Origin of the sequence: Xanthobacter sp. (genome assembly GCF_041911315.1) — a bacterium.
GTDB lineage: Bacteria > Pseudomonadota > Alphaproteobacteria > Rhizobiales > Xanthobacteraceae > Xanthobacter > Xanthobacter aminoxidans.
Window position 1 is genome coordinate 1 of the sequence record NZ_JAYRPE010000062.1, and the last position, 26,485, is coordinate 26,485.

The following is a 26,485-nucleotide window of genomic DNA, read 5'->3' on the forward strand; positions in this document are numbered from 1 at the left end:
ACGACCGCTGCGGCGCCTCGCATCTCGCGAGGCGCCGCTCCTTCTCACTTCGGGATTATGCGGAGTGCCGCGATCGACAAAGCGCCAAAAAATCGGCGTGCACAGCACGCCACTCCGCATAACACCTTACTCCGCATAATCTGCGCGGCCGACCAGAACCCGGTGGCTGGGGGCGTTCTGGCCTGTGGCGCGCTGGTCGGGGACGATGCGCACGTTCTTGGCCTGGACGCTGAGGGTGACGATTTCGCCGGTGAACTCGTTCGAGCCGGTCTTCTTGAAGGTGCCGATGGTCGCCATGGTATTTCTCCGTTTTCCGTTCCCGAGACCGCACCATGCGGCCTCGATGGCGATCGGTGGGCCGGAGGCGACCGACGACGCATCGCTCGCGACCGCAGCAACGCGGAGGACGGCGCAGAATCGACTTTCTTGTCTCGCGAGGAATGACGGCCTTGGCCGGCAGGGGAAGAAAGTCGAGACGCGCTGTTGCGGCATAGGCGGTCGAGGCGTCAGCCGTCCTTCGGCCAGATCAGCCCATTGGAGAGGCCGTTTGGTGCGGTCTCGGGAACGGATAGCAGACGGAGAAGCTGGTGATGATCCTCGCCTGAAACCAGCCGGAACGATGTTCCCGCCGATCTTCACCCATATCCTTGGCGCAGACGCTTGGCTTCGCCCGTTGCCCCCTAGGGAGAACATGCACTCCAGACACTGTCGGTTCGCGTCGCGCCAGACAGCCTGCTCGTGCCACCAAATGCTTCGCGGCAGCTGACATAGGCCTTGACGGTGATACGGTGCATCATCACGCAGTGTCCGTACCTCCCGTCACGGGACCGAGCCGCTGCCTCTTTTTGATCCGCCTACGACGAGCCGCGATCTCAAGCCTGAACAAGGCCTCGGCCGGATTGGCCGTCGCCTGCCATTCCAGCGATCCGCAGGAAGGCCGCAGTGCCGACGGCAACCGCGCCGATGATCGAGAAAGCGATCTGCCATCCCTCTGAGGGCATGAGGTGTTTCGCGATGCCGTGCGTCGCGTGATAGCCGGCGACAACGGCTGGCGCGACGAAGACGAGCGCGATCGCCAGTTTCGCACAAAGCGGGCGAACGGTTCCAAGCAGGAGTTGGCCAGCGCCGAAGGTGCACCCAGCGGCTAGTGCTCCGACAAGGATAGCGCCAAGCCATCCTGCGCCGGAATTCATCGCCCACATGCCGGTGGTCACACCGACGAAGAAGGGAAGCGCGAACACTGCGAGCGTGAAGAGCAACCAGCAGAGGAAGCCGATTGCAACTATGCAGAGGAGGATGCCGAGAATGATCATGGTGGTGTCTCCGATAGGAAAGTTCTAGCGGCTGCGCCTTCCACCACCACCGCGGCGCAATGCCGACCATAGCAAAAAAATGAGTGCCTGCCGAAGCGAAAACCGCTGAGGTTTTCGCTTCGGCAGGCATGATCTTCGCCTCGTCATGAGGCGAAAGGGTCGATTTCGCCGACGATGCCGGCATCATCGCCATCGTATTCGTTGGCGGGAACAACCGAGAGCGTGCCATCGCCGGCGCGGAAGATCACGATGGCGACCATCAGGGTGGCGGCGAGGCTGAAGGCGAAGGCATGTGCGTCGGGGAAGGACATCGAACCGGCTCCTGTTTCGAGCGGAGGACCATCCCCCGCTGACAGGCGCCCGATGTGTTCGGCCGATGGCCGCGATCACCGCGCTGGCGAAGCCGGCGCGGCGGCACGCTATGCGTAGTCCGACCCCTTGCGGGTTGATGGCGTCAGGCCATCGGCTGGACCAAGGATCAGCGACATGAAGCGGGGGTGGTTTTCCGACCGCACGGCTCGCCGGTTACACTTTCCCGACAAGTTGCATTCGGCTTCTGCCGACAAGTCAATCGAGGACGATTTTCTTCCCGATCTGCGTCTCCAGATGATCGAGCTGCTTGTTCAAGCTGACGGTGACAAAATGCTCGGTGTGAGCAACGGCTTCCAAGAAGTCGGGTAGCTCGTCGAGCGGGAGTGCCGATGTGCTCAGATGTCGAATGACGACGCGGTCCGGCTCGTCCTTCACCGCCAGAGTTAGGCGCACCAAGTCGGACTTGTCGGTATGCGCGGCGATGGTGTTACGAAGCTCAATCAGGCGGCGATGCACCTCCATTCCGTCCGCCGAACCATTGTAGACCTTCTTCGCATCAAGCATCGGAATGCCGGGACCGGACGATGCGAAACATCGACCGTATGCCGTGACCCCCGCAACGAAATACGCTTGCGTTCGAAAGACCTTATCGGTATCGGCGGGATCGTCCCGCATCCATTCGAAGTTTTTACGCGCACTGAGAAGGTTCGTGAGCATGTGCGTCCACTGCGTCAGGCGCTCGTAGCCCGGCGGGTCTATCCCAAAACCTCCGGCTGCAGCCGCTTCCATATGTGGCTTAAAGTCTTCTTCGCTAATTTTGCTCATTGATCCGCCAGCATCCCTTTGGAGATTGCAGGTCACTTAACACAACGAAGCTTGTCCGGAGTAAAGCTGAAGGCGGCGCTCACGCGCCGCCGAATTTCCAGACCGGGATGCCGAGCTTCTTTGCCTTGTCGGCGAGGTTGTCGTTGATGCCCGTGCCGGGGAAATGCATCACGCCCTTCGGCACTATGTCGAGCATTTCGTCATTGCGTTTGAAGGGCGCTGCGCGGCCGTGCTTCGTCCAGTCGGGTGCGAAGCCGATCTGCGGCACATTGCGGTTCTTGGCCCAGAGCGAGGCGATCTTTTCGGCGCCCTTCGGGGATTTGCCGTGGATCAGCACCATATCGGGGTGCTTCTCATGCACCTGATCGAGCTTGGCCCAGATAAGCCGGTGATCGTTGAAATCGAGTCCGCCGGTGACGACGATTTTCGGCCCCGGTGGCAGGAGCACTTCCTGCTCGGCCCGCTTCTTGGCCATGAGGAAGTCGCGGCTATCGATCATCGCCGAGGTCAGGTTGCGATGGTTCACCTTTGAGCCGGTGCGAGGGAGCCATAGTTTGCCGATCTGGCGTTCGTAGTGTTCAGCGGCTTGGTCGCGCATCAGCTCGAAGGCGGTCTGCCGTTCGATGAGCGTCTTGCCCTCGGCGATCTGGCGCTCGAGTTCGACCGACTTCACCTCGCTACCGTCCTGCTGCCGCTGCGAGCGCTTCTGCGCCTGTTCATTGTCGTCCAGTTCGCGGCCGATCCGCTCGGTGGCGCGATGGAAGACGTTCACGGTCGACCAGAGGAGATCGTCGAGGTCGGGTTCGAGGCGCGTGTCCTGCAGGCTGGATATCAGGGCGTCGAAGATGTCCGCGATTGCGCCCGCGACCTGATTGCCGTCGGGCAAGAGGCGCTGGTCTGGCTCGTCGGCGAAGGGGCGGTAGCCGTGAAGCTGCAATTCGTTGAGGACGTGGTCGGTGGGCGAGGATTCGTGGTGGGGTTCGTAGTCGTCGTGCTCGCTCATGGGATGCTCCTTTGGCTGGACCGCGACCGTCGCGGCCTTCATGGCGACGGAGCCCACGGGCGGAGCGGACCTGCACCCGCCGCGCGCGCCGGGCCGGAGCGAACGCGGAGGATGCCGGAGGCCGGCTATTTTGTTTCGCGATGGAAAGGCGGCCTTGGCCGCCGCCGGAAAATAGTCGGCCGCAAGCATTGCCTGTCCGAACCGCTTGTGGGCCGATCGCCCTCTCGAAGGCCGAGGCGCGGTCCTCTCCAAAGGATCGTGCATCCATGCGAGCGCGACGGCGGCCATGCGCCGCCACCGTTCAGCGCCCGACCTACGCCGCCAGCGACATGAAGCGGGCGACGTCCTGCGGTGCGAGCTGCACCCTGATCTGCGCCATCAGCGCGTCACGGCCGAAGGTGCGGAGATCCTCGTTGAAGTCCCCGAGCATGGGAGAGAGGGCAATGGCCTCGATCCCGACCGCGTTCGCCCGTTCGATCAGGGTGTTTCGCGCTCCATCCCCGGCGTGATCGTTGTCGCGCACGACATAGAGCCGACGCAGCGTGTCGTGGAACTGGATGGCAGCGAGGTGAGCCGCGGAGAGTGCCGCCGCCGCCGACATGCCGGGCATGACCTCACGGGTGGAGAGCACGCTCTCGATACCTTCGCCTGCCGCCATCACCTCGCCAGGGAGCCCGAAGCGGACCGCGTGCCCGAGGAGGTCGCCCATCGCTTTGCGCTGGATGTCGATCGGTGCCTTGCCAGAGCCATCGGGGGATAGCCAGGTCCGGTGCGCGCCGGTGATCCTGTCGGAGAGATCGGTGACGATGCCGATCATCGCCGGCCAGGTCTCGGTCGGGCTGTGCTCGTCGGGTCGATAGTAGCAGCGGGGATGGAAACGCAGGTTTCCGGTTCCGTGCAAAGCCGTAATCCCGCGACCGCGCAAATACGCTTCTACGAGCGTACGGCCGATCGGCTGACACATGGCCACCAGCCGCCGTGCGGCCTCGGCCGACCCCGATGGTGCGGGCGTGCGAGCGTGCTGTTTTGGCCGTGGATCGGGATCGGTCTGCGGCAGGCTGAGGAACAGTCGGGCCTCTTCGGCGACGTCTGCGAAGTCGATGAGGCCCAGCGATTCACGGATCACATCGAGGAGATCACCATGTTCGCCCGTCGCGGCATCGGTCCACTTGCCGGCAGGGCCTTTGGCGCTGTCCTTCAGGCGCACGAACATCGACTGGCCGGGCGTATTGCGGACATCGCCAACCTGCCAATAATTGCCCTGTCGGCGTCCGGCGCCGAGATAGCGTTTGCACACCGCCTCGGCCTGCCGGCCGAGACGGGATGCGAGATCGGAAGCGTCGCGGCAAGCCATCACGCAGCCTCCCGCTCGCCGATGCGGGCCACCGGATAGGTGTCGATCAGCTTGCCGAGCACAGTCGGTCCCGTGCTGTCGATCGGCACGAAGAAGCGCAGCTTCCACGAGATAATTTCCGTGAAGAGGCCGTAGGCGCGAAGGCGATCGCGCATGGTCTCGGTGAAGCCGGAAAGCTCGATACGATGTGCGCCCATGACGCGCACGCGGCGAAGCTGGAGCCCTTCGGCGAGGTCAAGAATCGTGCGGCCGTCGATGAGGGCCGCATAAGCAGCATCACCCGACAGGTCGGTGGCGCCGGTGGATGCGGCGTTCGCGGCCCAGGCCGGCGAGACGCGGCGACCGATGATGCGCTCGCCATCATCGGTCTGAAGCCGATAGACGCGGGTCGACTCGTTCGGCAGGCGCTTCCACACCGGCAACAGCAGTCCGGCAACGATGTGGATTGTGCTTTCGCTGAAGGTCGGCACGTCGTCGAGTTCACGAGACCAGGCGGCAGCGAAAGCACGCCGGCCGGCCTCCTGCCAATGGCTCTCTGCCATCGACTTCAACGAGGCGTGGTGGTGTTCCATCGGCCGGATCAGCCGGACGCGGCGTTCGATCTCGCCGTCGTCGAGCATCAGCGACGGCGCCGGAACCTGCACGGCGGCACGACCCGAGCGCTCATTGACGAGCAGCTTCGCACCACGATCATCGAGCCAGCCGAGCGCATCGTCGAGCGCGAGCGGACGATTGCGCTCGCGCTGGGTGATGGTGAGCAGCCGCGTTTCCGCACCCGACGCAGGATGGGTGTAGATCGTGCTGCGGTCGGTGACGACAAAGCTCTCCGCCGTCAGCGTCTCCAGCCCGACGTCATAGACGCCGCTGGTGATCGCGCCGGCCACCTTGGCATCGAGAAGCTGCTCGAACGCCGTGAAGAGGATGCCCTGCAGCTCGATCGTGAGCGCGAGCAACCTGTTCAAGAAGGTGGTGATCGGCGGCAGTTCGTCCTTGATGCCATTGTCGTCCATCAGCTTCAGGCCGGTCGCGGACTCGAAGCGATGGAGCGAGCAACCCTCGATCTTGCCGCGCACGATCAGGAGATAGAGCTGGCGCAGCGCGTCGCGGGCGTAACAGGATTCCAGATTGTCCTCGGGCCGGAACAGGCCTTGGCCGCCGGTCTGGCGCTGCCCACGGGTGATCGCGCCGAGCGTATCCAGCCGCCGCGCGATCGTGCTGAGGAAGCGTTTCTCCGCCTTCACGTCGGTCGCGATCGGACGGAACAGCGGCGGCTGCGCCTGGTTCGTGCGGTTGGTGCGCCCGAGGCCCTGGATGGCGGCGTCGGCTTTCCAGCCCGGCTCGAGGAGATAGTGGACGCGCAGCCGCTGGTTCCTGGCCGACAGCTCGGCGTGGTAGCTGCGCCCGGTCCCACCCGCATCGCTGAACACGAGGATGCGCTTCAGGTCGTCCATGAAGGCGGCCGTCTCGGCGAGATTGGCCGACGGCGCGCGGTTCTCCACGGCCAAGCGGTCGCCCATGGAGTCGGCACCCGGCTTGCGGACGATGCGGCGCGAGCGGCCCGTCACCTCGGCCACGATGTCGGAGCCGAAGCGCTGCACGATCTGGTCGAGCGCGCCCGGCACGGGCGGCATCGATGCGAGACGTTCGATCAGCTCGTCACGGCGTGCGACCGCTTCGCGGCTCTCGACGGGTTGGCCATCGCGATAGACCGGACGCGACGACAGATTGCCCTCGCCATCGCTGAATGGCTCGTAGAGCTGGACCGGGAAGGAATGCGCGAGATAGTCGAGCACATATTCGCGCGGCGTGATGTCGACGCGAACGTCACCCCATTCCTCGGTCGGAATCTCGGCCAGGCGACGTTCCATCAGCGCTTCGCCAGTCGAGACGATCTGGATGACGGCGGCATGGCCGGCCTCAAGATCACGCTCGATCGAGCGGATCAGGGTCGGCGTCTTCATGCTGGTCAGCAAATGGCCGAAGAAGCGCTGCTTCGCGCTCTCGAACGCCGAGCGGGCGGCGGACTTGGCCTGCCGGTTCAGCGTGCCGTCGCTGCCGGTGATGTTGGCAGCCTCCATCGCCGCGTCGAGATGATTGTGGATGATGGCGAAAGCGCCGGCATAGGCATCGTAGATGCGGCGCTGCTCATCGGTCAGCGCGTGCTCGACCAGCTCGTATTCCACACCGTCGTAGGAAAGTGACCGCGCGGTGTAGAGGCCCAGCGAGCGCAGGTCGCGCGCGAGCACCTCCATCGCCGCAACGCCGCCATCCTCGATCGCCTCGACGAATTCCGCTCGGGTGGCGAACGGGAAATCCTCGCCGCCCCAGAGGCCGAGCCGCTGGGCATAGGCGAGATTGTGGACGGTGGTGGCGCCGGTGGCGGAGACGTAGACGACGCGCGCGTCCGGCAGGGCGTGCTGGAGCCGAAGGCCGGCGCGTCCCTGCTGCGAGGCGGCGACGTCGCCGCGTTCTCCCTTGCCGCCTGCGGCGTTGGCCATGGCATGGCTCTCGTCGAAAATGATCACTCCGTCGAAGTCGGAGCCCAACCAATCGACGATCTGCCGGACGCGCGAAACCTTCTCGCCGCGGTCGTCGGAGCGCAGCGTGGCGTAGGTTGCAAATAGGATGCCTTCCGACAGGGTGATGGATTTGCCCTGCGCGAACCGCGATAGCGGCGTGACCAGCAGGCGCTCCATGCCGAGCGCCGACCAATCGCGCTGCGCGTCCTCGATCAGTTTGTCGGACTTCGAGATCCAGACGGCCTTGCGGCGGCCCTGGAGCCAATTGTCGAGGATGATGCCGGCCGACTGGCGGCCCTTGCCGGAACCGGTGCCGTCGCCGAGCATGAAGCCGCGGCGGAAGCGAACGGTGCCCACGGCATCGGCGGCCGCGGCCTTTACGAGATCGAAGGTCTCGTCGACCGTCCACGATCCGGCGAGATAATCGCTGTGCGCTTCTCCGGCATAGATCACCGTTTCGAGCTGGGCGTCCGACAGAAGGTCGTGGATGTTCGCAGGCAGAATCGGGCGATAGGTCGGCTTGGGTGGCGCGACGCTCGCCATAGCGGCCGATTGCACGAGCTTGGTCGGATGCGCCTGAGAACCGCGAATACGGATCGACTGCAATCCGTATTCTTCATAGATCGCGTCGGTCAGCCGCGTGCCGTCAGGTGGCGTCCAGTCGATGGTCTCATAGGCAAGTTCGATTCCCTGAAGATCGGCGGCTACGGCAGCGGCCTGCCAGGTGGCCGCGCGCGAGAGATGGCCGCGCACGGTCCTGGGCGCCGCGGTCGGGAGCGGAGCGGCGATCGCCGGCAAGTCGACCGGCAGGCGTGGCGGAACATTCGTCTCGATCCAGCCGAGCAGCGTGGCAGCATCCGGCGCCATGCCGGGCGAGACCGGGAACATGGTGGGGTCATCGGCGGGCCGCTTGTCGATGACGGTGAGTCGCATCGGGAAGGTCGTGCCGTGCCTGGCATAGACGGCTCCGGCGATACCGGCAGAGAAGACGATCGTACCGCGCTCCTGAAGGCGGACGAAGGCGTCACGCCAGTCCGGCAGGTCCGACCCCACATTGGCGCCGGTGATCGCCACCATGCGTCCGCCCGATGCGAGCCGGTTCAGCGCCGACGTGATATGACGAAACCCGGCATCGGAGACACGGCCGACGACATGCGCCATCGCCGAGAACGGCGGGTTCATCAGCACGACAGACGGGATCGCTGCGCGATCGAGATGATCGTCGATCTGCGCTGCGTCGAACTGGGTGACGCGAAGGGCCGGAAAGAGAGAGGCCAGCAGATCGGCGCGGGTCTCAGCCAGCTCATTGAGGATGAGCGAGCCGCCGGCCGTCTGGGCGAGGATCGCGAGAAGGCCGGTGCCCGCGGAAGGCTCCAGCACGCGGTCGGTCGGCGAGATGGCGGCTGCGGTGAGCGCTGCCAACCCGAGCGGGACCGGCGTCGAGAATTGCTGGAGGGCCTGCGATTCCTCGGAGCGGCGCGTGTGCGTCGGCAGCAGGTCGGCGATCCGGGTCAGGACGGAAAGACGCTCCGCCGGAGAAGCGGCTTTACTGAACAGCGCCTTTCCGTATTTGCGTAAGAACAGGACGGTGGCGACCTCGCACGCCTCGTAGGCGGTTTTCCAGTTCCAGAAACCGGACGCATCGGATGCGCCAAAAGTAGTCTCCATGGCGCTGCGCACGATCAAGGCATCGATACGCGCGCCGTGTTCGAGATGGGCGAGCAGGACATTCGCCGCGGCAAGGACGGCGGCCGACGGCGCGGCAGGCGCGCCGGTCACGGGTAGAAGGATGGTCATCGGGAAGTCCTCGGGAGAGCGGGAACGGGAACGTCCGAACGGCTCTCTCTCTCGAACCGGTCGGACTCATTCCATCCCGGCGGGCCTCTCACTCTCGAAGGCTGGCATAAAAAAGTTGGGCCGGCTCGCGTCGCGGATGCGATCCGCTGGACGGACGAACCGGCCCAGACTTGACCCAGCAGCGCTTTTTCGAGATCCGTCGCAGGGCGAAGCGATGTCCCCAGGAAAGACCGAAGGGCGGTGAAATCGTGGGCGGGCTTGGGACCGTAAGTTTACTCCGCGAAAAAGCGTGATCCTCCACTCGTCGGAGCCAACCATGAAGCGGCTACCGCGCCGACTTTAGAGAGCAGCCAGAGACCTGGCGGGACTGTCAGGTCACGACCGGCTCGACGCGGCTCCGATCTTACGGCACTCTTCCCCATTGAACCGTTGGGCCAATCTTATGGAAAGTTGGAGGATAAATGCAGGACGAGAGTAATGCCCTTGCGGCGTTGCAAGACTTGCGAGCGAGCATCGACAACATTGATGCAGCAATAATCTACATGTTGGCCGAGCGCTTCCGCTGCACTCAGCGCGTAGGCGCCCTCAAAGCTGCTCACAATTTGCCTCCCGGCGACCCGACACGTGAAGCTTTTCAGATCGCCCGCCTACGTCAGCTAGCTGGCACCGCCCATCTCGATCCAGATTTCGCAGAGAAGTATCTCGCCTTCGTAATCCAAGAGGTAATTCGTCATCATGAAACGTTTCCACGAGCATCTTGACTACCGTTATCCAATAGAGAAGCGCCCGACCGAACGGCGGGGCGCTTTGCAGATGGGCGAAGGGCGCCGGGTGTCTCAACTATGATGTTGCCTCAGGCCGCACGAAACCGTCCGGATCGTCAGGGTCCGGCGGTAGATAGGCGTCATAGGGATTCCCGTCGGCGAGATGGCCGAAGGGCGTGACGACATAATCTGCGCTATCGCGCCCCACGGCGCAGATGACATAGCGCTTGGCGCCGGTTTGGGCGTCGAGGCATTCCATGAGCGCAAGATTGCCGTCTGCCGCCGCGCGTAGCAGCGTCTGGAAATTGCTTCGAGCGTGATCGGGGATGCTCATGTCCGCTCTCCATCATCGGATAGCGTCTCGGCAAGCCAGCCATCGGTGTAGATCCAGTCCACCGTCTCGCCGGTCGCGAGATCGAGCACATGCGCGCCGCCGCCAAAACCGTCGAGGCGTGGCCGCGAGCAGGTGTTGGCGTATTGGAATCCCCAGCGACCGGTGAGATTGAACGTGGCGGCGCAGCGTTTCACGAACTGGATCAGACGCTCGGGATCGCCGGTGTCGTCGTCGCGCATCCAGAGCTTTGTGCCGCCGTGCTCGGGCTGGATCGAGAGCAGGAAGGCTTCGGAAGGTGGCTCCTCCGACGCGCCTTCTTCGGAAAGCTGATTGTAGAGATCAAGCGCCCGCGCGGCGTTGTCGGGCGTGCCGACATCGAGCAGGCATGAGAAATGGGTGCAATAGTCGGCCATGTCAGGCTCCTGAAAACGAAGAAGCCCGGCGCGAGGCCGGGCTTGTGAGGGATGGAATGGAGCGGTCGGATCAGTAGCCGAACCGCCAGGATGGCCACGGTTGGCCGTCTTCGGATGCGGCCACGGCCGCGGCGAGGTAGGTCGCATCGCCCTCGACCACGGCGGGATCGCGCACGGGCGTCTCGTCGATGACGGTGACACAGGTCACGCAGTCATCATCGACCTCGACATGAACGGGGACGAGGTATTGGAAAACGACGCGGCGACCGCCGGTGTGCTGATGAACGGGCATAATGATCTCCGTGAAAAAGCGCAGGGGACGGCCCGAGCCGCCCCCCGCTCTTCTCGTCATTCGGCCGCGACCAGGGCCTGTTCGTCCTCCTCGGCAACGGCGTCGTCCTCGCCGTCCTCGGTAAGGAAGTCCGGCAATGCGGCGTCTTCGCCATCATCGGCCTGGTCAGCCCCGATGGGCTGCTCGCCATCGAGGGACGCCAGACGCAGCGGTTCCGGCAGCCAGCCGGTTTCCGCCAGGAGACGTTCGGCTTCCTTGGCCATGTCGCCCTTCTTGAGGTGGTCGATGAGCTGGGCGGCCCGTTCGCCGGCACCTTCGCGCACGGCTGCCAGAATGCGGGGCTTGGTGACGCGGCCGAGATAATTGCCGACCGTGGGCTTCCAGCCGGCGGCCACCATATCCATCCCGGTTGCCCGCGCGAGGCGGTCGGCTTGCGCCAGGCGCACGTCGAGGCCGTGCTGACTGACGCCCGAGCCGGAATACGGGTTCGGCCGCTCGAACAGCGCGTTCACACCGTAGCTGACGCAAAGGGCCAGCAGCTCCATGCGCGTGCCGTCATCGAGCTCGGTCAGCCAGTCCCAGAGCGCCTGATCGTCGGCGGGGACGTGATCCCCCCAGCGCTCATGGCGATCGTTCACCGCCTTGGCCGAAGGGCTGTCCTTCAACTCCTCGGACTGCGCCGAGAAGAAGGTGTGGCGAACATTCGCCTCGAGGCAGCCCGTCGGGTTGGTGTGGATGAAGGTGTCGCCGAGGAGCTTGTGCAGCAACATCGTCATGGCGACGTGCGGATTTTCCGCCAGCGCATTGCGCAGCACCAGCGTGCGGTGGGCAGTCAGCTCGATGACGAGACGTTCGGGCAGCGGCTTGATGCTGTCTTCCTCCTCCTCCTCCTCCGCGCTGGGAGCGGGCTGACCGCCGATCGTGATGACGGCGCGCTGGATGGCCGGCGTCTGAATCTCGCCGGTCTCGGGGTCGATCACTTCGTCCTGCGTTGCGACGTCCGCACCGTCCACGGGCCGTTCGTCCTCGGGGCGGACATAGCCGCGATCGACGGAAATCGAGCCACTGGCGCCGATGGTGACGAACACGCCGGCGATCGCGATGTCATCCGGATCGTAGTGGACCGGACGATCGTCGAGCGCTTCCATGGCCGTCTCGATCTCGCCTAGGCGTGCGTCGATCTCATCCGGCAGCTCGTCGGCGTCCTGATACTCGTCCGTCAGGCGGTCGAGTTCCGCCTGAAGAGCATCACGAGTGGCCTGTTCCTCCTCGGTGATGTCGGCGGCGATGCCGGACAGTCCACGGAGCCCGTGCGTGACGCCATAGGGAATGCTGACGGCCGCTTCGACCCACTTCCAGCCTTCTGCCGCGATCTCGTCGGCGATCACCTTCAGCTTTTCCGACACGAGGCGGTCGAGCAAGCCGACGTCCTGCAGCCAACCGCCATCGTCGGACTCGAATAGATCGCGCAGAACTACACCGCCCGCGGCCTCATAGGCGTCGATACCGACGAACACGGCACGCTTGTCGGAGGCGCGGACCGTCGTCTCGGTCAGCATGCGGCGGATCTGATAGGGCTCCTTCTGCCAGCTATTGCGCACGCTCTCCCAGACTTGCTCCTGTCGAGCGTGGTCCTGCGAGACGGTGAAGGCCATGAGCTGCTTCAGCTCGATGCCGTCCTCGGCATAGAGGTCGAGCAGGACCGGCGAGACGGATGCCAGGCGCAGCCGCTGCTTGACGACGTTGACGTCGATCAAGAACGCGGCGGCAATGGCTTCTTCGCTCATGCCCTTGTCGCGCATCGTCTGGAAGGCGCGATACTGATCGAGGGGATGGGGCGGGATGCGTTCATCATTCTCGGCGAACGAGATCTCCTCCATCAGGATACCGCCCGCCGCGTTGCCGACGACGCACGGCACGGGTGCGGCCTTGGCGAGGCGCTTCTGCTTCACCAGCAGTTCGAGCGCGCGATAACGGCGGCCGCCCGCCGGCACCTCGAACATGCCGGTCTCCTGACCCTCGGCGTCGAGCACCGCACGGACGTGCAGGGACTGAATGAGGCCGCGCCGGGCGATCGAGACCGCCAGGTCGTCGATCGAGACGCCGGCCTTGATGCGCCGGACGTTCGACTGGCTCAGCACCAGCTTGTTGAAAGGGATGTCGCGCGACGACGACAGGGTAATCTTCTGAACGGCAGTTGCCATGTTCCTTACTCCGCGACGGGCGCCGAGAGCCTCTCTCTCGAACCCAAACCCGTCACGAAGCGAAGCGCCGCCCTCTCACTCTTGGAGGGCAGCGCAACGGATGCGGAGAAACAGAAAGGCACGGAAGCGCAAAGCCGGAGATACGGAGTTCCGCATTTCCGGCTTCACGGGGATCAGGCGGCGCGGTCGAGCAGCTTCTTGGCCTTGCCCTCCAGCTCCAGCCGCGCGTCCTGATGGGTCTTGTCGCGCGCGACGGCGGTGATGCCCGCGACGAAGTCGAAAATCGACTCGGGCGGGCGGCCTTCTTCTACCAGCACCGTCTCGATGATCTTGCCGGTCTCGGCCTTCGAGAAGCCGCGCTTGCGCAGGAAGTCGGTGCGGTCCTCGTCGGTCCGGGCGACGATCCGTTCGCGTGCGGCCTTGATGCCATTGACGAAGGGCGTCGGTGAGGAGTTCGCGAAATTCAGCAGCGCCGGCGCAGCTTCGTGGGCGAAGCGGGACGCTGCGTATTTGCTGTGGCGGATGGTGATTTCCTCGAAATCCTCGACGCCCCAGAGGTTTCGATTCTGGCAGACCGCACGGAGGTAGAAGCTCGCCATGCCGAGCGTCTTCGCGCCGACTTCGGAGTTCCAGCAGTAGAAGCCGCGGAAATAGAGGTCCGGCGATCCATCGGGCAGACGTCCCGCCTCGATCGGATTCAGATCGTCAACGAGGAACAGGAAGACGTCGCGGTCGGACGCATAGAGCGTCGTCGTGTCCTTGGTGATGTCGACGCGCGGATTGTAGACACCGGTCGACCAGTCGAGCACGCCGGGCACTTTCCAACGCGTGTCGCCCGTGCCGTTGCCGGCAATACGTTGCACAGCCTCGACCAGCTCGTGGTCGTAGATGCGGCCATAGTCCGGGCCGGTCACGGCGCGCAGATCGACGCGGCCATTGTCGGTTTCGAGCGTCTTGATCTGCTCGGCTCGGTGCGAGGTCAGCCCGTATTGCAGGTTGATGCCCGCGAGCGCGGCGGGAAGCTGGCGCAGATAGGCAGCGGGTGCGCCGACCTGGCTAGCGAGTTGGCCGAAGCTCCAATGGGTCGGCGCGATGGGCGTGTCCGATCCCGGCAGGATGAGGGACAGGCGCTCCGGATCGGTGCGGCTCGCCTCGACGTGGATCAGCGCGGTCTCGACCACGCGCGTCCGGCTGCGGCCCGTCCGATCTCGGACCGAGCGGGCCAGCTCGGACAGGGACAGGTAGCGCTCGTCGGCCGGGCGCGAGAACCATTCGGACGACACGCGCCCGATGCGCTCGCCACGGCTGACATCGACCTTGTAGCCGCCGCTCATGTCGCGACGGGCGTCAAGAACCTGCATGTTCATGGGATCAAACTCCATGACGGGCGCCGAGAGCCTCTCTCTCGACACTTAACCCGTCACGGAAATCCCTTCCGGACTCTCACTCTGGGGGCGCTGCGGGGGACTCCCCGCAGAAGGGGTCGACCGAGACCCTGGCTCGGTCGCAGGGGAAGGCTTTCCCCTCCAGGCAATGCCCGGTTTGGACCACCGCAACCGAGATTGAAAACTGTCAGAAAATCGCTTATATTTCTGACAGGAGATTTATCGTGCAACGGCTAACCGAACAGATTCTGGCACATACCGAGGGTTTGCCCGAAGGCGCTCCGATCGCGGCGAAGGGCCTGCTTCATCTCGGCAATCGTGCCGCCGTGGACCAGGCGCTGTCGCGACTGGCTGAACGTGGTCGGCTGATGCGTGCCGGGCGCGGCGTCTATCTGCGTCTGGTTTCCAGCCGGTTCGGCAACCGCGCGCCCTCCGTAGAAAAGGCCGTCGAAGCACTCGCCCTGCAACGCGGCGAGGTCATCGTGTCGAACGGCGCGGCGGCGGCCAACGCGCTTGGCCTCACAACCCAGGTGCCGATCCGCTCGGTCTATCTGACATCCGGCCGAAGCCGGACGATGAATTTGGGCCGGCAGGTCGTCGAACTACGACACGCGCCACGCTGGCAATTGGCCTTGGCCGATCGGCCCGCCGGACAGGCCGTGCGCGCGCTCGCCTGGCTGGGGCCGGAAAAGGCAGAAGCAGCCTTGAAGACATTGAAGCGCAAACTGCCGTCCTCCACGTTCGGCGAACTTGTCGCGGCCGCCCCTCAACTCCCGAGCTGGCTGGCCAGAACGGTCGGCAAAGTCGCGCATGGCTGAGGCGTTTCTGACAATGTCGGCCGACGATCGGCGTGAGGCGCTCGCCATTGCTGCTGATCGATCCGGGCGCCCCGCCCATCTTCTCGAAAAGGATGTGTGGGTCGTCTGGACTCTCGCGACACTGTACGGGTCCAACCTCGGCGAACATCTCGTGTTCAAGGGTGGCACGTCCCTGTCCAAGGCTTATGGCGTCATTCGCAGATTTTCCGAGGATGTGGATCTGACCTACGACATCCGCGCCATTGCTCCTGACCTGGTGGGCGAGAATGGTGAGGCTCTGCCGAAAAACCGCAGCGAGGAGAAACGCTGGTCGAGGGCCGTTCGGCATCGTCTTCCCGAGTGGGTCGACGGGACAATCCAGCCGCTTGTCGCCGGCGCGATCAAAGCGCAGGCGCTTCCTGCAACGATCAGGGTCGAAGGCGACAAGCTGCTCATCGACTATGAGGCGACCGCGACGGGCTCGGGCTATGTGGCGCCGAGCGTGATGCTGGAGTTCGGCGCGCGCTCTACCGGCGAACCGGCAAGCCCGCGCAATATCGCCTGCGATGCAGCGGGATTGATCGAGGGCGTCGATTTCCCGACCGCACGCCCGCGTGTGATGCATGCCGAGCGAACCTTCTGGGAGAAAGCGACGGCAATTCATGTGTTCTGTTTGCAGGAGCAACTTCGCGGAGATCGGTTCGCGCGTCATTGGCACGATGTTGTTCGGCTTGACGAAGCCGGGATCGTTGCGGCCGCCGTGGCCGATCGCGGTCTTGCGAATGCTGTTGCGAGACACAAGAGCATGTTCTTTGCCGAGAAGACCGCGAACGGCGCTCTGATTGACTACGAAGCCGCCGTAAACGGCGGCCTCCAGCTTGTGCCAGCGGGTGCAGCACTTGCGGCGCTGGCCAGGGATTACAGCCAGATGATCGATGATGGTTTGCTGCTCGAAGAAGCCGAGCCGTTCGACACGCTCATTGAGCGATGCGCACGTATCACCGAGCACGTGAACGATGTCGGCCAATAGCAACAAGATTGGGGGACTGGGGGAAAATGCTGGACAGGGGATCGGAATGGCGGAGATGGGAGCCGCATATTCACGCACCGGGCACGGTGATGAACAACCAGTTCAGCGGCCCGACAGCTTGGGACGACTATCTCACCGCCCTTGAGCAAGCGACGCCGGTCATCGAGGCGATCGCCGTCACCGACTACTACGTGACGGACACCTACGAAGATGTGCTGCGGCATAAGGCCTCTGGCCGACTTCCGCGTGCCAAGCTGATCTTTCCGAACGTGGAATTGCGGCTCGACGTGGCGACAGCAAAAGGCGGCTTCGTCAATTTGCACCTGTTCGTCAGTCCCGAGGACCCTCAACACACTGACGAGCTACGGCGCCTCCTGTCGCGGCTGCGATTCAGCGTCATGCAGGATCATTTCGACTGCACGCGCGCGGACCTTATCCGGCTCGGCAAGAAGGCCGACCCAGCGATCACCGACGATCGTGCCGCGTTGGGCTATGGAGCCAACCAGTTCAAGGTCAACTTCCAGCAATTGCGCGAGGTCTTTGCCGGTAGCGGATGGGCGAAGAAGAACATCCTGATCGCGGTGGCCGGCGGCGCCACCGACGGCACGTCGGGTGTGCGAGAAGCAGCGGACCAGACGATTCGACGAGAAATCGAAAGCTTCGCCCATGTGATTTTCGCCGGCAGCCCTGCGCAACGCGAGTTCTGGCTCGGCCGGCGTGATCTTGATCCCGATGAAATTCGGGCGCGATACGGGGGACTGAAGCCCTGCCTGCATGGAAGCGATGCGCACAAGCTCGACGATGTGGCATCGCCGTTCGGGGACCGCTTCTCATGGGTCAAGGGAGGATTGGAATTCGACGCTCTCCGACAGGCATGCATCGACCCTGGTGGGCGTGCGCACGTCGGCGCCGAGCCGCCGGCGTCGGCGACGCCCTCGCAGGTTATCTCGGAAATCCGCGTCCTTGACGCTCCATGGATGACGACCCCGGTCATTCCTCTCAACCCCGGACTGGTTGCCATCGTCGGCGCGCGCGGTTCGGGCAAGACAGCGCTGGCTGACATGATCGCGGCGGGCTGCGACTCCATCACCGACGAGGCGTGGAACGCAGAGGAATGGGCCAATCCATCTTTCCTCGTGCGCGCTCGGCCACTTGTCGGCGACTCCAAGGTCAAGGTGAGTTGGGCGGCAGGAGAGCCCGGCACACGCGCGCTTGACGGGTCGGATGCCAATGGCCCCTACAGCTACGAGCGGGTGCGCTACCTGTCACAGCAGTTTGTAGAGGAGTTGTGCTCGTCTAGCGGTCTGACGGACGGGTTGCTGCGCGAGATCGAACGCGTGATCTTCGAGGCGCACGCCGATGACGCGCGGGACGGCGCGCTGGATTTCAGCGAGCTGCTCGAACTCCGCGCATCGCGACATCGGCTTGCTCGCGATCGCGAAGCGGAAGCCGTCTCGCATATTTCCGAACGGATCAGCACCGAACTCGAGAAGGAGAAACTGGCAGCGACCTACGAGGCGCAGGCGGCGCAGAAGAAGAAGCTGGTTGAGGCCTATACGGCCGACCGTGCGAAGCTCGTTTCGGCCGGGAGTGAGAAGCGAGCGCAACGGCACACAGAATTGGCGGGGGCCGCCAACCAGATTCGAGCGAAGCTGCGGCAGTTCGCAGGCCAGCGGCAAACCTTTCTAGCCATGCAGGACGAGGTGAAGGACCTGCGCCGTAACCAGGCTCCGGAGGCGCTGCGACAGACCCAGGCTCGCCATGCGCACAGCGGCATGTCCACGGAGCAGTGGGCCGCTTTCTTGCTGGACTACAAAGGCTCGGTCGACAACGATCTCACCGGCTACGTGAAATGGGTCGATAGCAAGATCGCCGAACTTAAGGGTACGGCACCGGCGCCTGGCGACCCGGACAAGCCGTGTTTCCCGGACGATGCGGACCTCAGCACGCTGTCGCAGGCCGTTCTCGAGGCGGAAATGGCGCGACTGGAAAAGCTCGTCAGCGCGGACAAGGAAACGCAGCGCCGATACACCGCGCTCTCGGGGAGCATCGCGACCGAGACGGCTGCGCTACAGACGCTGAACGAGAAGCTGGCCGACGCGAAAGGCGCCAGGGACCGCGCGCGCGATCTACAGACAGAGCGCGAAGAAGCCTATGGCAGAGCCTTTGACGCACTCGTCGCCGAGCAGTCGGTTCTGGCCGATCTGTACGCGCCTCTCATGGCGCGGCTCGCTGCGGCATCCGGCACATTGAAGAAGCTTTCGTTCTCCGTCGCGCGCGTGGCCAATGTGGAGCAATGGGCGGCCGAGGCGGAAGACGGCCTGATCGACCTCCGGAAGGCCGGTGCCTTCCGGGGTAAGGGCACGTTGCTGCAGAGAGCCAATGAGGTGCTCAAGGACACGTGGGAAACCGGCGATTCAACCGCCGTCATTGCCGCGATGGCCGAATTTCGGCGCCTCTATCAGAAGGACCTGCTCGACCACTCTCCGGTCGCGCACACGGATCAGGCAGAATTCCGGGCCTGGTCGAAGCGCTTCGCCCAATGGCTTTTCAGCACGGATCACATCTCGATCCGCTACGGCATCGACTATGACGGTGTTGACATCCGCAAGCTCTCACCCGGCACTCGTGGCATCGTCCTACTCCTCCTTTATCTGGCGCTGGACGACAGCGATAATCGACCGTTGGTGATCGATCAGCCGGAAGAGAATCTCGACCCCAAATCGGTCTTCGATGAACTGGTGCAGCTCTTCATCGATGCGAAGGCGCACCGCCAGGTGATCATCGTCACGCACAATGCGAACCTCGTCATCAACACTGACGCGGATCAAATCATCATTGCCGAGGCCGGACCGCATCCGCATGGGTCCCTGCCGCCAATCTCGTACCGATCGGGCGGTTTGGAGAACGCAGAGATCAGGAAGGCGGTGTGCAACATTCTCGAAGGTGGAGAAGGCGCGTTCCAGGAACGCGCGCGCAGATTACGTGTCCGCTTAGAACGATAATGATATGTCAGTGGGAAGAATAGAGAGACGCTGGTTATAGGCCTGCAGAATGTAGGCGAAGGGGAGATTCATGTTCTTGAACGATCAGGAGACGGCGACCGATCTCCTCTATTACGAGGCGATCGCGAAGACGGTCGTCAATCTGATCCGCAAGACGCCCGACGCCCCGGTCACGATCGGCGTCCACGGCGACTGGGGCGCCGGCAAATCAAGCGTTCTCAAGATGCTGGAGGGCGCTTTCGAGGGCGATAAGCGCGTCCTGTGCCTTTGGTTCAACGGTTGGACGTTCGAGGGTTTCGAGGACGCAAAAACTGTCGTCATCGAAACCATCGTCGACGAACTTCGTCGTGCCCGCCCGATGTCGACGAAGGTGGCCGACGCCGCGAAGAAGGTACTGAAACGCGTCGATTGGTTGAAGCTCGCGCGGAAGGCCGGCGGCTTCGCATTCACGGCCGCGACCGGTATCCCGACGTTCGATCAGGTCAAGGGCCTCTACGATGTTGCTACGTCGTTCTTGGCGAACCCGCAGGACCACATTTCAAAGGAAGACCTGAAGAGCGTCGCCGACAAGGCGGGCGAATTCATCAAGGAAGCGCCGGACGACAGCGATAATCTCCCCGAGCACATCCACGCGTTCCGCGAGGAGTTCAAGAACCTTCTCGAGGCCGCCGACATCGACCAACTCGTCGTCATCGTGGACGATCTCGACCGGTGTTTACCGAAGACGGCAATCGCGACCCTCGAAGCGATCCGCCTCTTCCTGTTCGTTGAACGCACTGCCTTCGTTATAGGTGCCGACGAGCTCATGATCGAATATGCGGTGCGCGAGCATTTCCCGGACCTGCCGCCAAGCTCCGGTCCGGTCAGCTATGCGCGCAACTATCTGGAAAAGTTGATTCAAGTCCCGTTCCGAATTCCTGCGCTCGGCGTCGCCGAGACGCGCGTGTACGTAACTTTGCTGCTTGCGGAGAACGCGCTCAGCTCGACCGATCCGCGCTTCCTGGCTCTGCTCAAATCGGCGCGCGAGGACATGCGGCGCCCATGGAAGAGCCGCGGCCTCGACCGGCGCACTGTCGAGCAAGCCATGGGCAACAAGATGCCGCCCGAAGTCGACCAGGCGCTTGTGATCAGCGCCCACGTCACGAAGATTCTCAGTGAGGGAACGCGCGGCAATCCGCGCCAGATCAAGCGCTTCCTCAATTCCATGATGTTGCGCCATGCCATTGCCGAGGAGCGCGGATTCGGCACCGACATTCAGCGTCCGGTGCTGGCCAAGATCATGCTGGCAGAGCGGTTCTACCCGGACTTCTACGAACAGATCGCACGGCTAGCAGCCAACCACTCCGACGGCCAACCCGAAGCTCTTCGTCGTTTCGAGGAGCATGTCCGGGCGCCAGCGGCCGAGGAGGAGGACGAAAAGCCCGCCGGCAAGGGCGCCCGCAGGGCTCCTCGCTCGACTCCCACGCCGCTGCCGACCGAAGCCGTGGAATGGGAGAAGAACGAATGGGCGAAAGGCTGGGCGGCGATCGATCCGCCGCTGACGGGCATCGATCTGCGGCCATATGTGTTCGTCACGCGTGACAAACGCAGTTCGTTGGGCGGGCTGGCCGCAGCAAGCCACCTCGAGGGCCTCGTCGAAAAGCTGATGGGGCCGACGATGATGGTTCGCGGCGCAGCGAGCGAGATTGCAAAGCTCACCGGACCAGAGCCCGAAGAGGTCTTCGAGGCGATCCGCGGCCGCATCCTCCAAGACGACAATTTCTCCGCCAAGCCCAAAGGAGTGGACGGCCTCGTCCGACTGGTTGAGGCGCATCCGACGCTTCAGCGTCGACTACTGGAGTTCATTCGCGAGTTGCCAGTGACCAAGGTCGGGAGTTGGGCAGCCTCCAGTTGGGGGGCCTGCTTCACGGATACCGGCATCGCCGCAGAGTTCCAGGCAACGCTGCGGTCATGGTCCGAACAGGCTGATAACTCAATCCTGCAAAAGGCCGCGCAAGGCATCAGCAGGCTGCAGCGGGGCTGATCGGATGGGTACGTCAAAAGGCTACGGTGGCCCGTCGAGTGGCCTTGTTCCATCCTTCGTGGACGACCCGACGCCGCCCACGCAACCTCGACCTCCCGTGACGGCGCCAGCGGCACCGGGAACACCAGGTGCTCCGACTGGACCTTCATCGCCGCAGCCGGCTGCTCCTCCGGCTCCACGCACCCCACCACGCCCTGATACGCAGGGCACCGGCAGTCTGGGCGGCGCGCGGGGCAATTTCACGCGCTTCGCGAGAACCGGCAGCCGCAGTGCGTTGGGCAGCGCGCTGTCGGGCTATGTGCATAGCGGCACTGGCGGGGCTAGGCGGGCCGCACGCCGCATGGGCTCATCCCGCGCGGCGGCCAGCGGGTTGCTGGGTGTTGTTCGTGACTTCCAACGCCTCGGGCCAACCGAAACGCTCCGCCAGCTCAACCTGGCGGGGTTGGCGGCACGGCCGGCCGCCGACGTCTTCGTTGCCATATTGGAGTTCATCTGTCCGCCAGGCGGCGCCGTCGACGACGCCATTGCCCGGCAGGCGATGCTCGAAACGATCGGCGACCTGGCGGAAGCGGGCGTCGGCAGCTTCGACACTCTTACGCCGCAGCAGCTTCAGGATGTCTTCCTCGACTTCATCTCTCGCTCAATCGAAGGACGAGTGATGGCTGACCTTGGAGGCCGAGGCATCACCTTGCCCGACGACATTGCCGCAGTGGAAAGCGCCCAGGCGCAGCTCCACGACTTTGTCGAGGGCGCAACGCAGGGCCAACTTTCCGGAAGGCTCGACGGCGTGGAGCGATTGTCGGACCGCGATATCGCGACCGTGGTCAACCAGATCTACGAGACAGCGTTCGAGCTGATCGCCGTCGCCGGGGAGGCTGCTGCATGAGGCACCATACGATCGTTGGCCGGCTCGGTCCCGGCGACAGCATCAAGGTTTCCCCCAGCCGCGTGGACACGCACGAGACGGAGATCAATTTCGTCGATGGCGAATTCCGGCTAGGCTACGGACTAGGCCAGGCGCTGGATCAGCTCTGTGCGCTAGGGCTCCGTCCCTCAGAAACGTCGGTCGATCTGGCGCTGCTAGCCGCCGCAATCACCGCTGCTGACACGCGCATTTCGCGCGCCGCCGATGCGCAAGACGCCTGGACACGGGAGATCGACCTCCACCTGCCGGTACATGACGCCGCCCGCTGGCATGGGTTAGCGCCGTTGATCGTGACGACGTTGAACTTCCTGACCGGCGACCGCTGGGGCGTCTATTTCCGGCCACGTGCGGCCGGCACGCGCGATCTGGCACCGAGGCCGACCAAGTTGCGCACGGCGACGCCGACAGCGGTATGCCTGTTCTCCGGCGGACTGGACAGTTTCATTGGCGCGATTGATCTGCTGGCCGGTGGCGAGGCGCCGATGTTGGTGAGCCACTATTGGGACGGCATCACCAGCACACACCAAGCCTATTGCAGCGAAGTTCTGCAGCGACGCTTCGGTGGAACGACGCTTCATCACATCAGGGCGAGAGTCGGATTCCCGACCGATACGGTGGAGCATTCCACCGTCGAGGATACGCTGAGGGGGCGCTCATTCCTCTTCTTCGCACTGGCGGTCATGGCGGCCGACGCGATCGGCGGCAACATGGTTGTGCATGTGCCGGAGAATGGCTTGATCTCGCTCAACGTGCCGCTAGATCCGCTCCGGCTGGGCGCGCTCAGCACACGCACGACTCATCCGTTCTACATGGCGCGGTTTGGGGATCTGCTGAAAGGCCTCGGCCTCAGCGTCCGATTGGAGAACCCCTATGCCTTCATGACGAAGGGCCAGATGGCAAAGGGATGCGCCGACATCCCGTTCCTCCGCAAAGAGGCAAAGCATACGATGTCGTGCTCGTCGCCGGGGAGCCGCCGCTACGATCCAGATCCCAGCCAGCGGACGCCTAAACATTGTGGACGTTGTGTGCCCTGCCTCATCCGGCGCGCTGCAATCCTAGAAGGCTGGGGCGTAGATGACACGCCATACCGTATTGTCGATCTTAAAGCCCAGGTACTCGACACAAATAAGGCTGAGGGCGAGCACGTGCGTTCTTTCCAGCTCGCGTTATCGCGGCTGGCGCGAAAGCCCGGTCGAGCGCGCTTCGATATTCATCGACCGGGGCCGTTGATTGATCATCCGAGCAGGCTCTCCGACTATGAGGCGGTCTATGTTGCTGGCCTGCAGGAAGTCGGTCGGCTCCTGCAAGGCGTTCGAGCCCGTCCGCTATGACGAAGACGCCCAACCAATCGACGCCGCGATGGGTCGATTTCCACTGTCATGTTGATCTCTACAAGGATCATGCCGCCCTCATAGCGGAATGCGATCGGGAGCGTGTGGCAACGCTCGCCGTCACAACCACGCCGAAGGCCTGGCCACGAAACCGGGAATTGGCGTCACGCTCTGCCCATGTTCGCATCGCTCTGGGGCTTCATCCGCAGCTTATCGCCGAGCGCGAGAATGAGCTGCCGATTTTCGAGCGCTATCTGCCGGATGCGCGGTATGTCGGGGAAATAGGCTTGGATGCTGGGCCTCGCTTCTATCGCAGCTTCCCGGCGCAAGAGCGGGTGTTTGAACGCATTCTGCGCGCCTGTGCCGAACAGGGCGGAAAGATACTTACCATCCATAGCGTCCGCGCGGTGAGCAAAGTGCTCAATCATATAGAAGCTGCGCTGCCGCAGGATCGTGGTCGTGTCGTTCTGCACTGGTTCACGGGTACGTTGGCAGAAGCACGCCGGGCGGCGGCTCTCGGTTGCTACTTCTCGATCAACGGCGAGATGCTGCGATCTCCCAAGCACCGGCAGTTGGTCGGCAGCCTTCCGCTTGATCGGCTGTTAACGGAAACGGACGGACCGTTTGTAGAGCGCGAAGGGCACCCGCTTAGACCGCGTGACGTCGCAACCACCGTCGCGGAACTGGCGACTGCGCGCACTCAGTCGCCTGAAACGATGGAAGACACGATCCTCCGGAATTTACGACGGCTGGTGAGTGTGTGAGCCGCTACGGCGACGGCGGATAGATGTGATCGATCCAAAATGCACACGCCTCCACCATATCAAGGGCCATCCCGGGTGAGTGAATGTCCGAGGTGCCATGGGATAGCCCATTTCGAAGAGCGATGAGGGCTTCGATCGGGTCAGAAAGCGCATTGGCTCCGGATGGGAGAGACGGAAGAACGCCGGATTTCCTCGCCCTATCGACGAGATTGCGCAGCGTACCGCGAGCCGCCCCGCCGTGGCCATTGAGCTGATGCTTCAGCGCCAGCTCGAACGCGCCGAATGCCTGCACCTCACCGACCACGAAGAGATCGTAGTCGAAGAAGGCGTAGATGATGGTGTTTCGGGCGCGATCAAAAGCCGCCACTACGTCGGCTGGTGCGGCGCCCGTGAGGCCGACGTCTGCCAGCGCCCCATGATGATCCGCGAGCGTCATTCGGCGGGCTATGCCATTCTTGACGACACAGAGATCGGCGAAGCGCGGGTCAGGCTGAAGAATGCTCTCGACCGTCTTGAAGGCCATACGAGTGATCCGATTCGTTCGATACACGACCGGCTCGTCATGACCTCATGCGGCCAGGCGGGTCTCCTTTTGCACTTCGTTCGACTGCTGCCCGACTGCTTGGGTCAGGAAACGATCGAGCGCCGCTCTCCGGGAATCGCGGTCCAATGCGTAGGCCGTCTGCTTGAACTCGATCCCGTCGAGCAGCCCTTGAATATAGCCGGAGATGGTGTCGGCGGCCATGATCAGGGCGGTGTCGAGCGTGTGAATATATTTGCTCGTCACGGAGCCCTTGGAGTGGCCAACCAGTGCGGCGATCGTCACCTCGGTAAAGCCGAGATCGTTGGCGATGCTGGCAAAGCTGTGGCGCAGGACGTGCGGGGTGACACCGGCGAGCGGGCTGTCTTCGAAGATCTGCTCCCAATGATTCGGGAAGCTGCCGAACGCATTGTCCTCACCCTGACCTGGGAAGACATAGGTGCCCGCAGCGGACTTGCGGCGCTCCTCCAGGTATTCGACGACGGGCAGCCCGATCGGACGAATAGACTCGCCTTCCTTGCTGTCCACCAGGCGCATGCAGCTCGCGTCGGTGTCGGCCTCGATCCACATCAGCGAGATCATTTCCGAACGGCGGCAACCGGTCAGCGCGATCTGCCGAATAATGTCGACGGTCGTGGCGTATTTCTCATTCGCCTCGGCCTCGCGCAGCATCTGCCCGAGAGTGCGGTACTCCGGCTCTGTAAGCCGGCGATTCCTGACATTGTCCTTGGGCTTCTTGATGCCGTGCGCCGGATTGATTTCGATGATCCCGGCATCGACGGCGTAGGTGAGGATGCCGCCCAACAGCCCAACGGTGCGCGTCGCCGTGCCGGCGCCGCCACGCACGATGGCCTTTCCGCGAAGCTTCTTCGTCTTGACCTCAGCCCGCGTCTTCCCGGCCATGATGTCCTTGAGGACCTTGTTGATGTCGGCCCGGGCGAGATCCTTGACCCGTCGTGTGCCGATCAGGGGGATGATGTGCCGATTGATGCGCCCGGTATCGGTCCCGATGGTCGTCGCCTTCTTCGGCCGTCCGCCTTTGCCGAGGATCAAGCCGGCGTTCAAATCGTTGAGGTAGAGCGTGCAAAGCTCCTTTATGGTGATCGCCTTATGATCAAGCTGCCGCTCCTCGGCGGGGTTGTCGCCCTGCGCCACACGACCGAATTGGATCTTCGCTTCCTGGCGCGCGGTCTCGGGTGTCCAGACGCCATGGAGTCCGATCGTGAACCGGCGGGAGCGACCGAGGGCGCGATACTGAATGACGTAGCTACGCTTGCCGGAGGCGAATACGCGCAGGCCGAAACCGGGCAGCTCGTCGTCCCAGATGACGTAGTCCTTATCCCGAATCTCGGAGGCGTCGACGAGCCGTTTGGTGATCTTTGGCATACCCTTGCTCCAAAGAGCTCCGGCTTCTCGCGTAAGCACCACGTAAGCACGCGGGCGGAAATCGGAGCGTGAGTTTGGATAGGAACGGTCGCCGGAGAACTAGGAAATATCCAGTCTTTTCAAAAGGATATCGTACTGTAGCGTGCCCTATCGCGTTTTTCGGATAAG

The 26,485-nt window shown here is 63.6% G+C and carries 21 protein-coding genes and 1 pseudogene; 8 read left to right on the forward strand and 14 right to left on the reverse strand.

The window, feature by feature from the left end; all coding sequences use genetic code 11:
- Positions 1–138 precede the first annotated feature (138 nt).
- The 7 genes and pseudogenes from ACE3QW_RS18005 to ACE3QW_RS18035 all read right to left on the reverse strand — a co-directional run.
- Positions 139–297 (reverse strand): annotated as a pseudogene (locus ACE3QW_RS18005) (DUF736 family protein); the annotation flags it as partial.
- 575 nt (positions 298–872) lie between these two features.
- On the reverse strand, positions 873–1,313 hold the full coding sequence (locus tag ACE3QW_RS18010) for a hypothetical protein (RefSeq protein WP_374252963.1): 441 nt from the start codon (positions 1,311–1,313) through the stop codon (positions 873–875).
- A 143-nt stretch (positions 1,314–1,456) separates the two neighbouring features.
- Positions 1,457–1,624 (reverse strand): hypothetical protein, encoded by a 168-nt coding sequence (locus ACE3QW_RS18015; RefSeq protein WP_374252965.1) that lies wholly within the window; start codon positions 1,622–1,624, stop codon positions 1,457–1,459.
- Positions 1,625–1,880: 256 nt separating this feature from the next.
- Positions 1,881–2,450 (reverse strand): hypothetical protein, encoded by a 570-nt coding sequence (locus ACE3QW_RS18020; protein ID WP_374252966.1) that lies wholly within the window; start codon positions 2,448–2,450, stop codon positions 1,881–1,883.
- Between the two features lie 79 nt (positions 2,451–2,529).
- On the reverse strand, positions 2,530–3,453 hold the full coding sequence (locus tag ACE3QW_RS18025) for a DUF2493 domain-containing protein (protein ID WP_374252968.1): 924 nt from the start codon (positions 3,451–3,453) through the stop codon (positions 2,530–2,532).
- Between the two features lie 313 nt (positions 3,454–3,766).
- Complete coding sequence (locus ACE3QW_RS18030; RefSeq protein WP_374252970.1) at positions 3,767–4,807, reverse strand: toprim domain-containing protein; 1,041 nt, start codon at positions 4,805–4,807, stop codon at positions 3,767–3,769.
- Entirely contained in the window at positions 4,807–9,123 is a 4,317-nt protein-coding gene (locus ACE3QW_RS18035; RefSeq protein WP_374252972.1) for a strawberry notch-like NTP hydrolase domain-containing protein, read from the reverse strand. Before ACE3QW_RS18035 ends, ACE3QW_RS18030 begins: the two co-directional genes overlap by 1 nt.
- 461 nt (positions 9,124–9,584) lie before the next feature.
- On the opposite strand from ACE3QW_RS18035, the gene ACE3QW_RS18040 reads away from it, so the two are divergent.
- Positions 9,585–9,884 (forward strand): chorismate mutase, encoded by a 300-nt coding sequence (locus tag ACE3QW_RS18040; RefSeq protein ID WP_374252974.1) that lies wholly within the window; start codon positions 9,585–9,587, stop codon positions 9,882–9,884.
- Positions 9,885–9,963: 79 nt separating this feature from the next.
- On the opposite strand, the gene ACE3QW_RS18045 is transcribed toward ACE3QW_RS18040, so the two are convergent.
- The 5 genes from ACE3QW_RS18045 to ACE3QW_RS18065 form a co-directional block, all read right to left on the reverse strand.
- Positions 9,964–10,221, reverse strand: coding sequence for a DUF6117 family protein (locus tag ACE3QW_RS18045; RefSeq protein ID WP_374252976.1), 258 nt, complete (start codon positions 10,219–10,221; stop codon positions 9,964–9,966).
- Positions 10,218–10,634, reverse strand: a complete 417-nt coding sequence (locus tag ACE3QW_RS18050) for a hypothetical protein (RefSeq protein ID WP_374252977.1) — start codon at positions 10,632–10,634, stop codon at positions 10,218–10,220. Before ACE3QW_RS18050 ends, ACE3QW_RS18045 begins: the two co-directional genes overlap by 4 nt.
- Positions 10,635–10,704: 70 nt before the next feature.
- Positions 10,705–10,926: a hypothetical protein gene (locus tag ACE3QW_RS18055; protein ID WP_374252980.1), complete on the reverse strand. Its 222-nt coding sequence runs from the start codon at positions 10,924–10,926 to the stop codon at positions 10,705–10,707.
- A 56-nt stretch (positions 10,927–10,982) separates the two neighbouring features.
- Complete coding sequence (locus ACE3QW_RS18060; RefSeq protein ID WP_374252982.1) at positions 10,983–13,130, reverse strand: ParB/RepB/Spo0J family partition protein; 2,148 nt, start codon at positions 13,128–13,130, stop codon at positions 10,983–10,985.
- Positions 13,131–13,303: 173 nt separating this feature from the next.
- Entirely contained in the window at positions 13,304–14,497 is a 1,194-nt protein-coding gene (locus ACE3QW_RS18065) for a DUF932 domain-containing protein (RefSeq protein ID WP_374252983.1), read from the reverse strand.
- Positions 14,498–14,739: 242 nt separating this feature from the next.
- Here ACE3QW_RS18065 and ACE3QW_RS18070 point away from each other — a divergent pair, with 242 nt between their 5' ends.
- The 7 genes from ACE3QW_RS18070 to qatD all read left to right on the forward strand — a co-directional run bounded on the left by ACE3QW_RS18070 (position 14,740) and on the right by qatD (position 24,390).
- The gene (locus ACE3QW_RS18070) at positions 14,740–15,333 is read left to right on the forward strand and encodes a DUF6088 family protein (protein WP_374252985.1); all 594 of its coding nucleotides are present in this window, start codon (positions 14,740–14,742) and stop codon (positions 15,331–15,333) included.
- A complete protein-coding gene (locus ACE3QW_RS18075; RefSeq protein WP_374252987.1) occupies positions 15,326–16,342 on the forward strand; it encodes a nucleotidyl transferase AbiEii/AbiGii toxin family protein in 1,017 nt (338 codons plus the stop codon). The genes ACE3QW_RS18070 and ACE3QW_RS18075 overlap by 8 nt, the downstream gene beginning before the upstream one ends.
- A 26-nt stretch (positions 16,343–16,368) precedes the next feature.
- The gene (locus ACE3QW_RS18080; RefSeq protein WP_374252989.1) at positions 16,369–19,347 is read left to right on the forward strand and encodes a TrlF family AAA-like ATPase; all 2,979 of its coding nucleotides are present in this window, start codon (positions 16,369–16,371) and stop codon (positions 19,345–19,347) included.
- A gap of 70 nt (positions 19,348–19,417) precedes the next feature.
- Positions 19,418–21,370 (forward strand): Qat anti-phage system ATPase QatA, encoded by a 1,953-nt coding sequence (gene qatA, locus ACE3QW_RS18085; RefSeq protein ID WP_374252991.1) that lies wholly within the window; start codon positions 19,418–19,420, stop codon positions 21,368–21,370.
- Between the two features lie 4 nt (positions 21,371–21,374).
- A complete protein-coding gene (gene qatB, locus ACE3QW_RS18090; RefSeq protein WP_374252993.1) occupies positions 21,375–22,256 on the forward strand; it encodes a Qat anti-phage system associated protein QatB in 882 nt (293 codons plus the stop codon).
- Complete coding sequence (gene qatC / locus ACE3QW_RS18095) at positions 22,253–23,626, forward strand: Qat anti-phage system QueC-like protein QatC (protein WP_374252995.1); 1,374 nt, start codon at positions 22,253–22,255, stop codon at positions 23,624–23,626. Before qatB ends, qatC begins: the two co-directional genes overlap by 4 nt.
- Positions 23,623–24,390: a Qat anti-phage system TatD family nuclease QatD gene (gene qatD, locus ACE3QW_RS18100; protein ID WP_374252997.1), complete on the forward strand. Its 768-nt coding sequence runs from the start codon at positions 23,623–23,625 to the stop codon at positions 24,388–24,390. The genes qatC and qatD overlap by 4 nt, the downstream gene beginning before the upstream one ends.
- 4 nt (positions 24,391–24,394) lie before the next feature.
- Here qatD and ACE3QW_RS18105 read toward each other — a convergent pair whose 3' ends face one another.
- Both ACE3QW_RS18105 and ACE3QW_RS18110 read right to left on the reverse strand, forming a co-directional pair.
- Positions 24,395–24,913, reverse strand: coding sequence for a hypothetical protein (locus tag ACE3QW_RS18105; protein WP_374252999.1), 519 nt, complete (start codon positions 24,911–24,913; stop codon positions 24,395–24,397).
- A gap of 45 nt (positions 24,914–24,958) precedes the next feature.
- Positions 24,959–26,317: a tyrosine-type recombinase/integrase gene (locus tag ACE3QW_RS18110; RefSeq protein WP_374253001.1), complete on the reverse strand. Its 1,359-nt coding sequence runs from the start codon at positions 26,315–26,317 to the stop codon at positions 24,959–24,961.
- Positions 26,318–26,485: the final 168 nt, after the last annotated feature.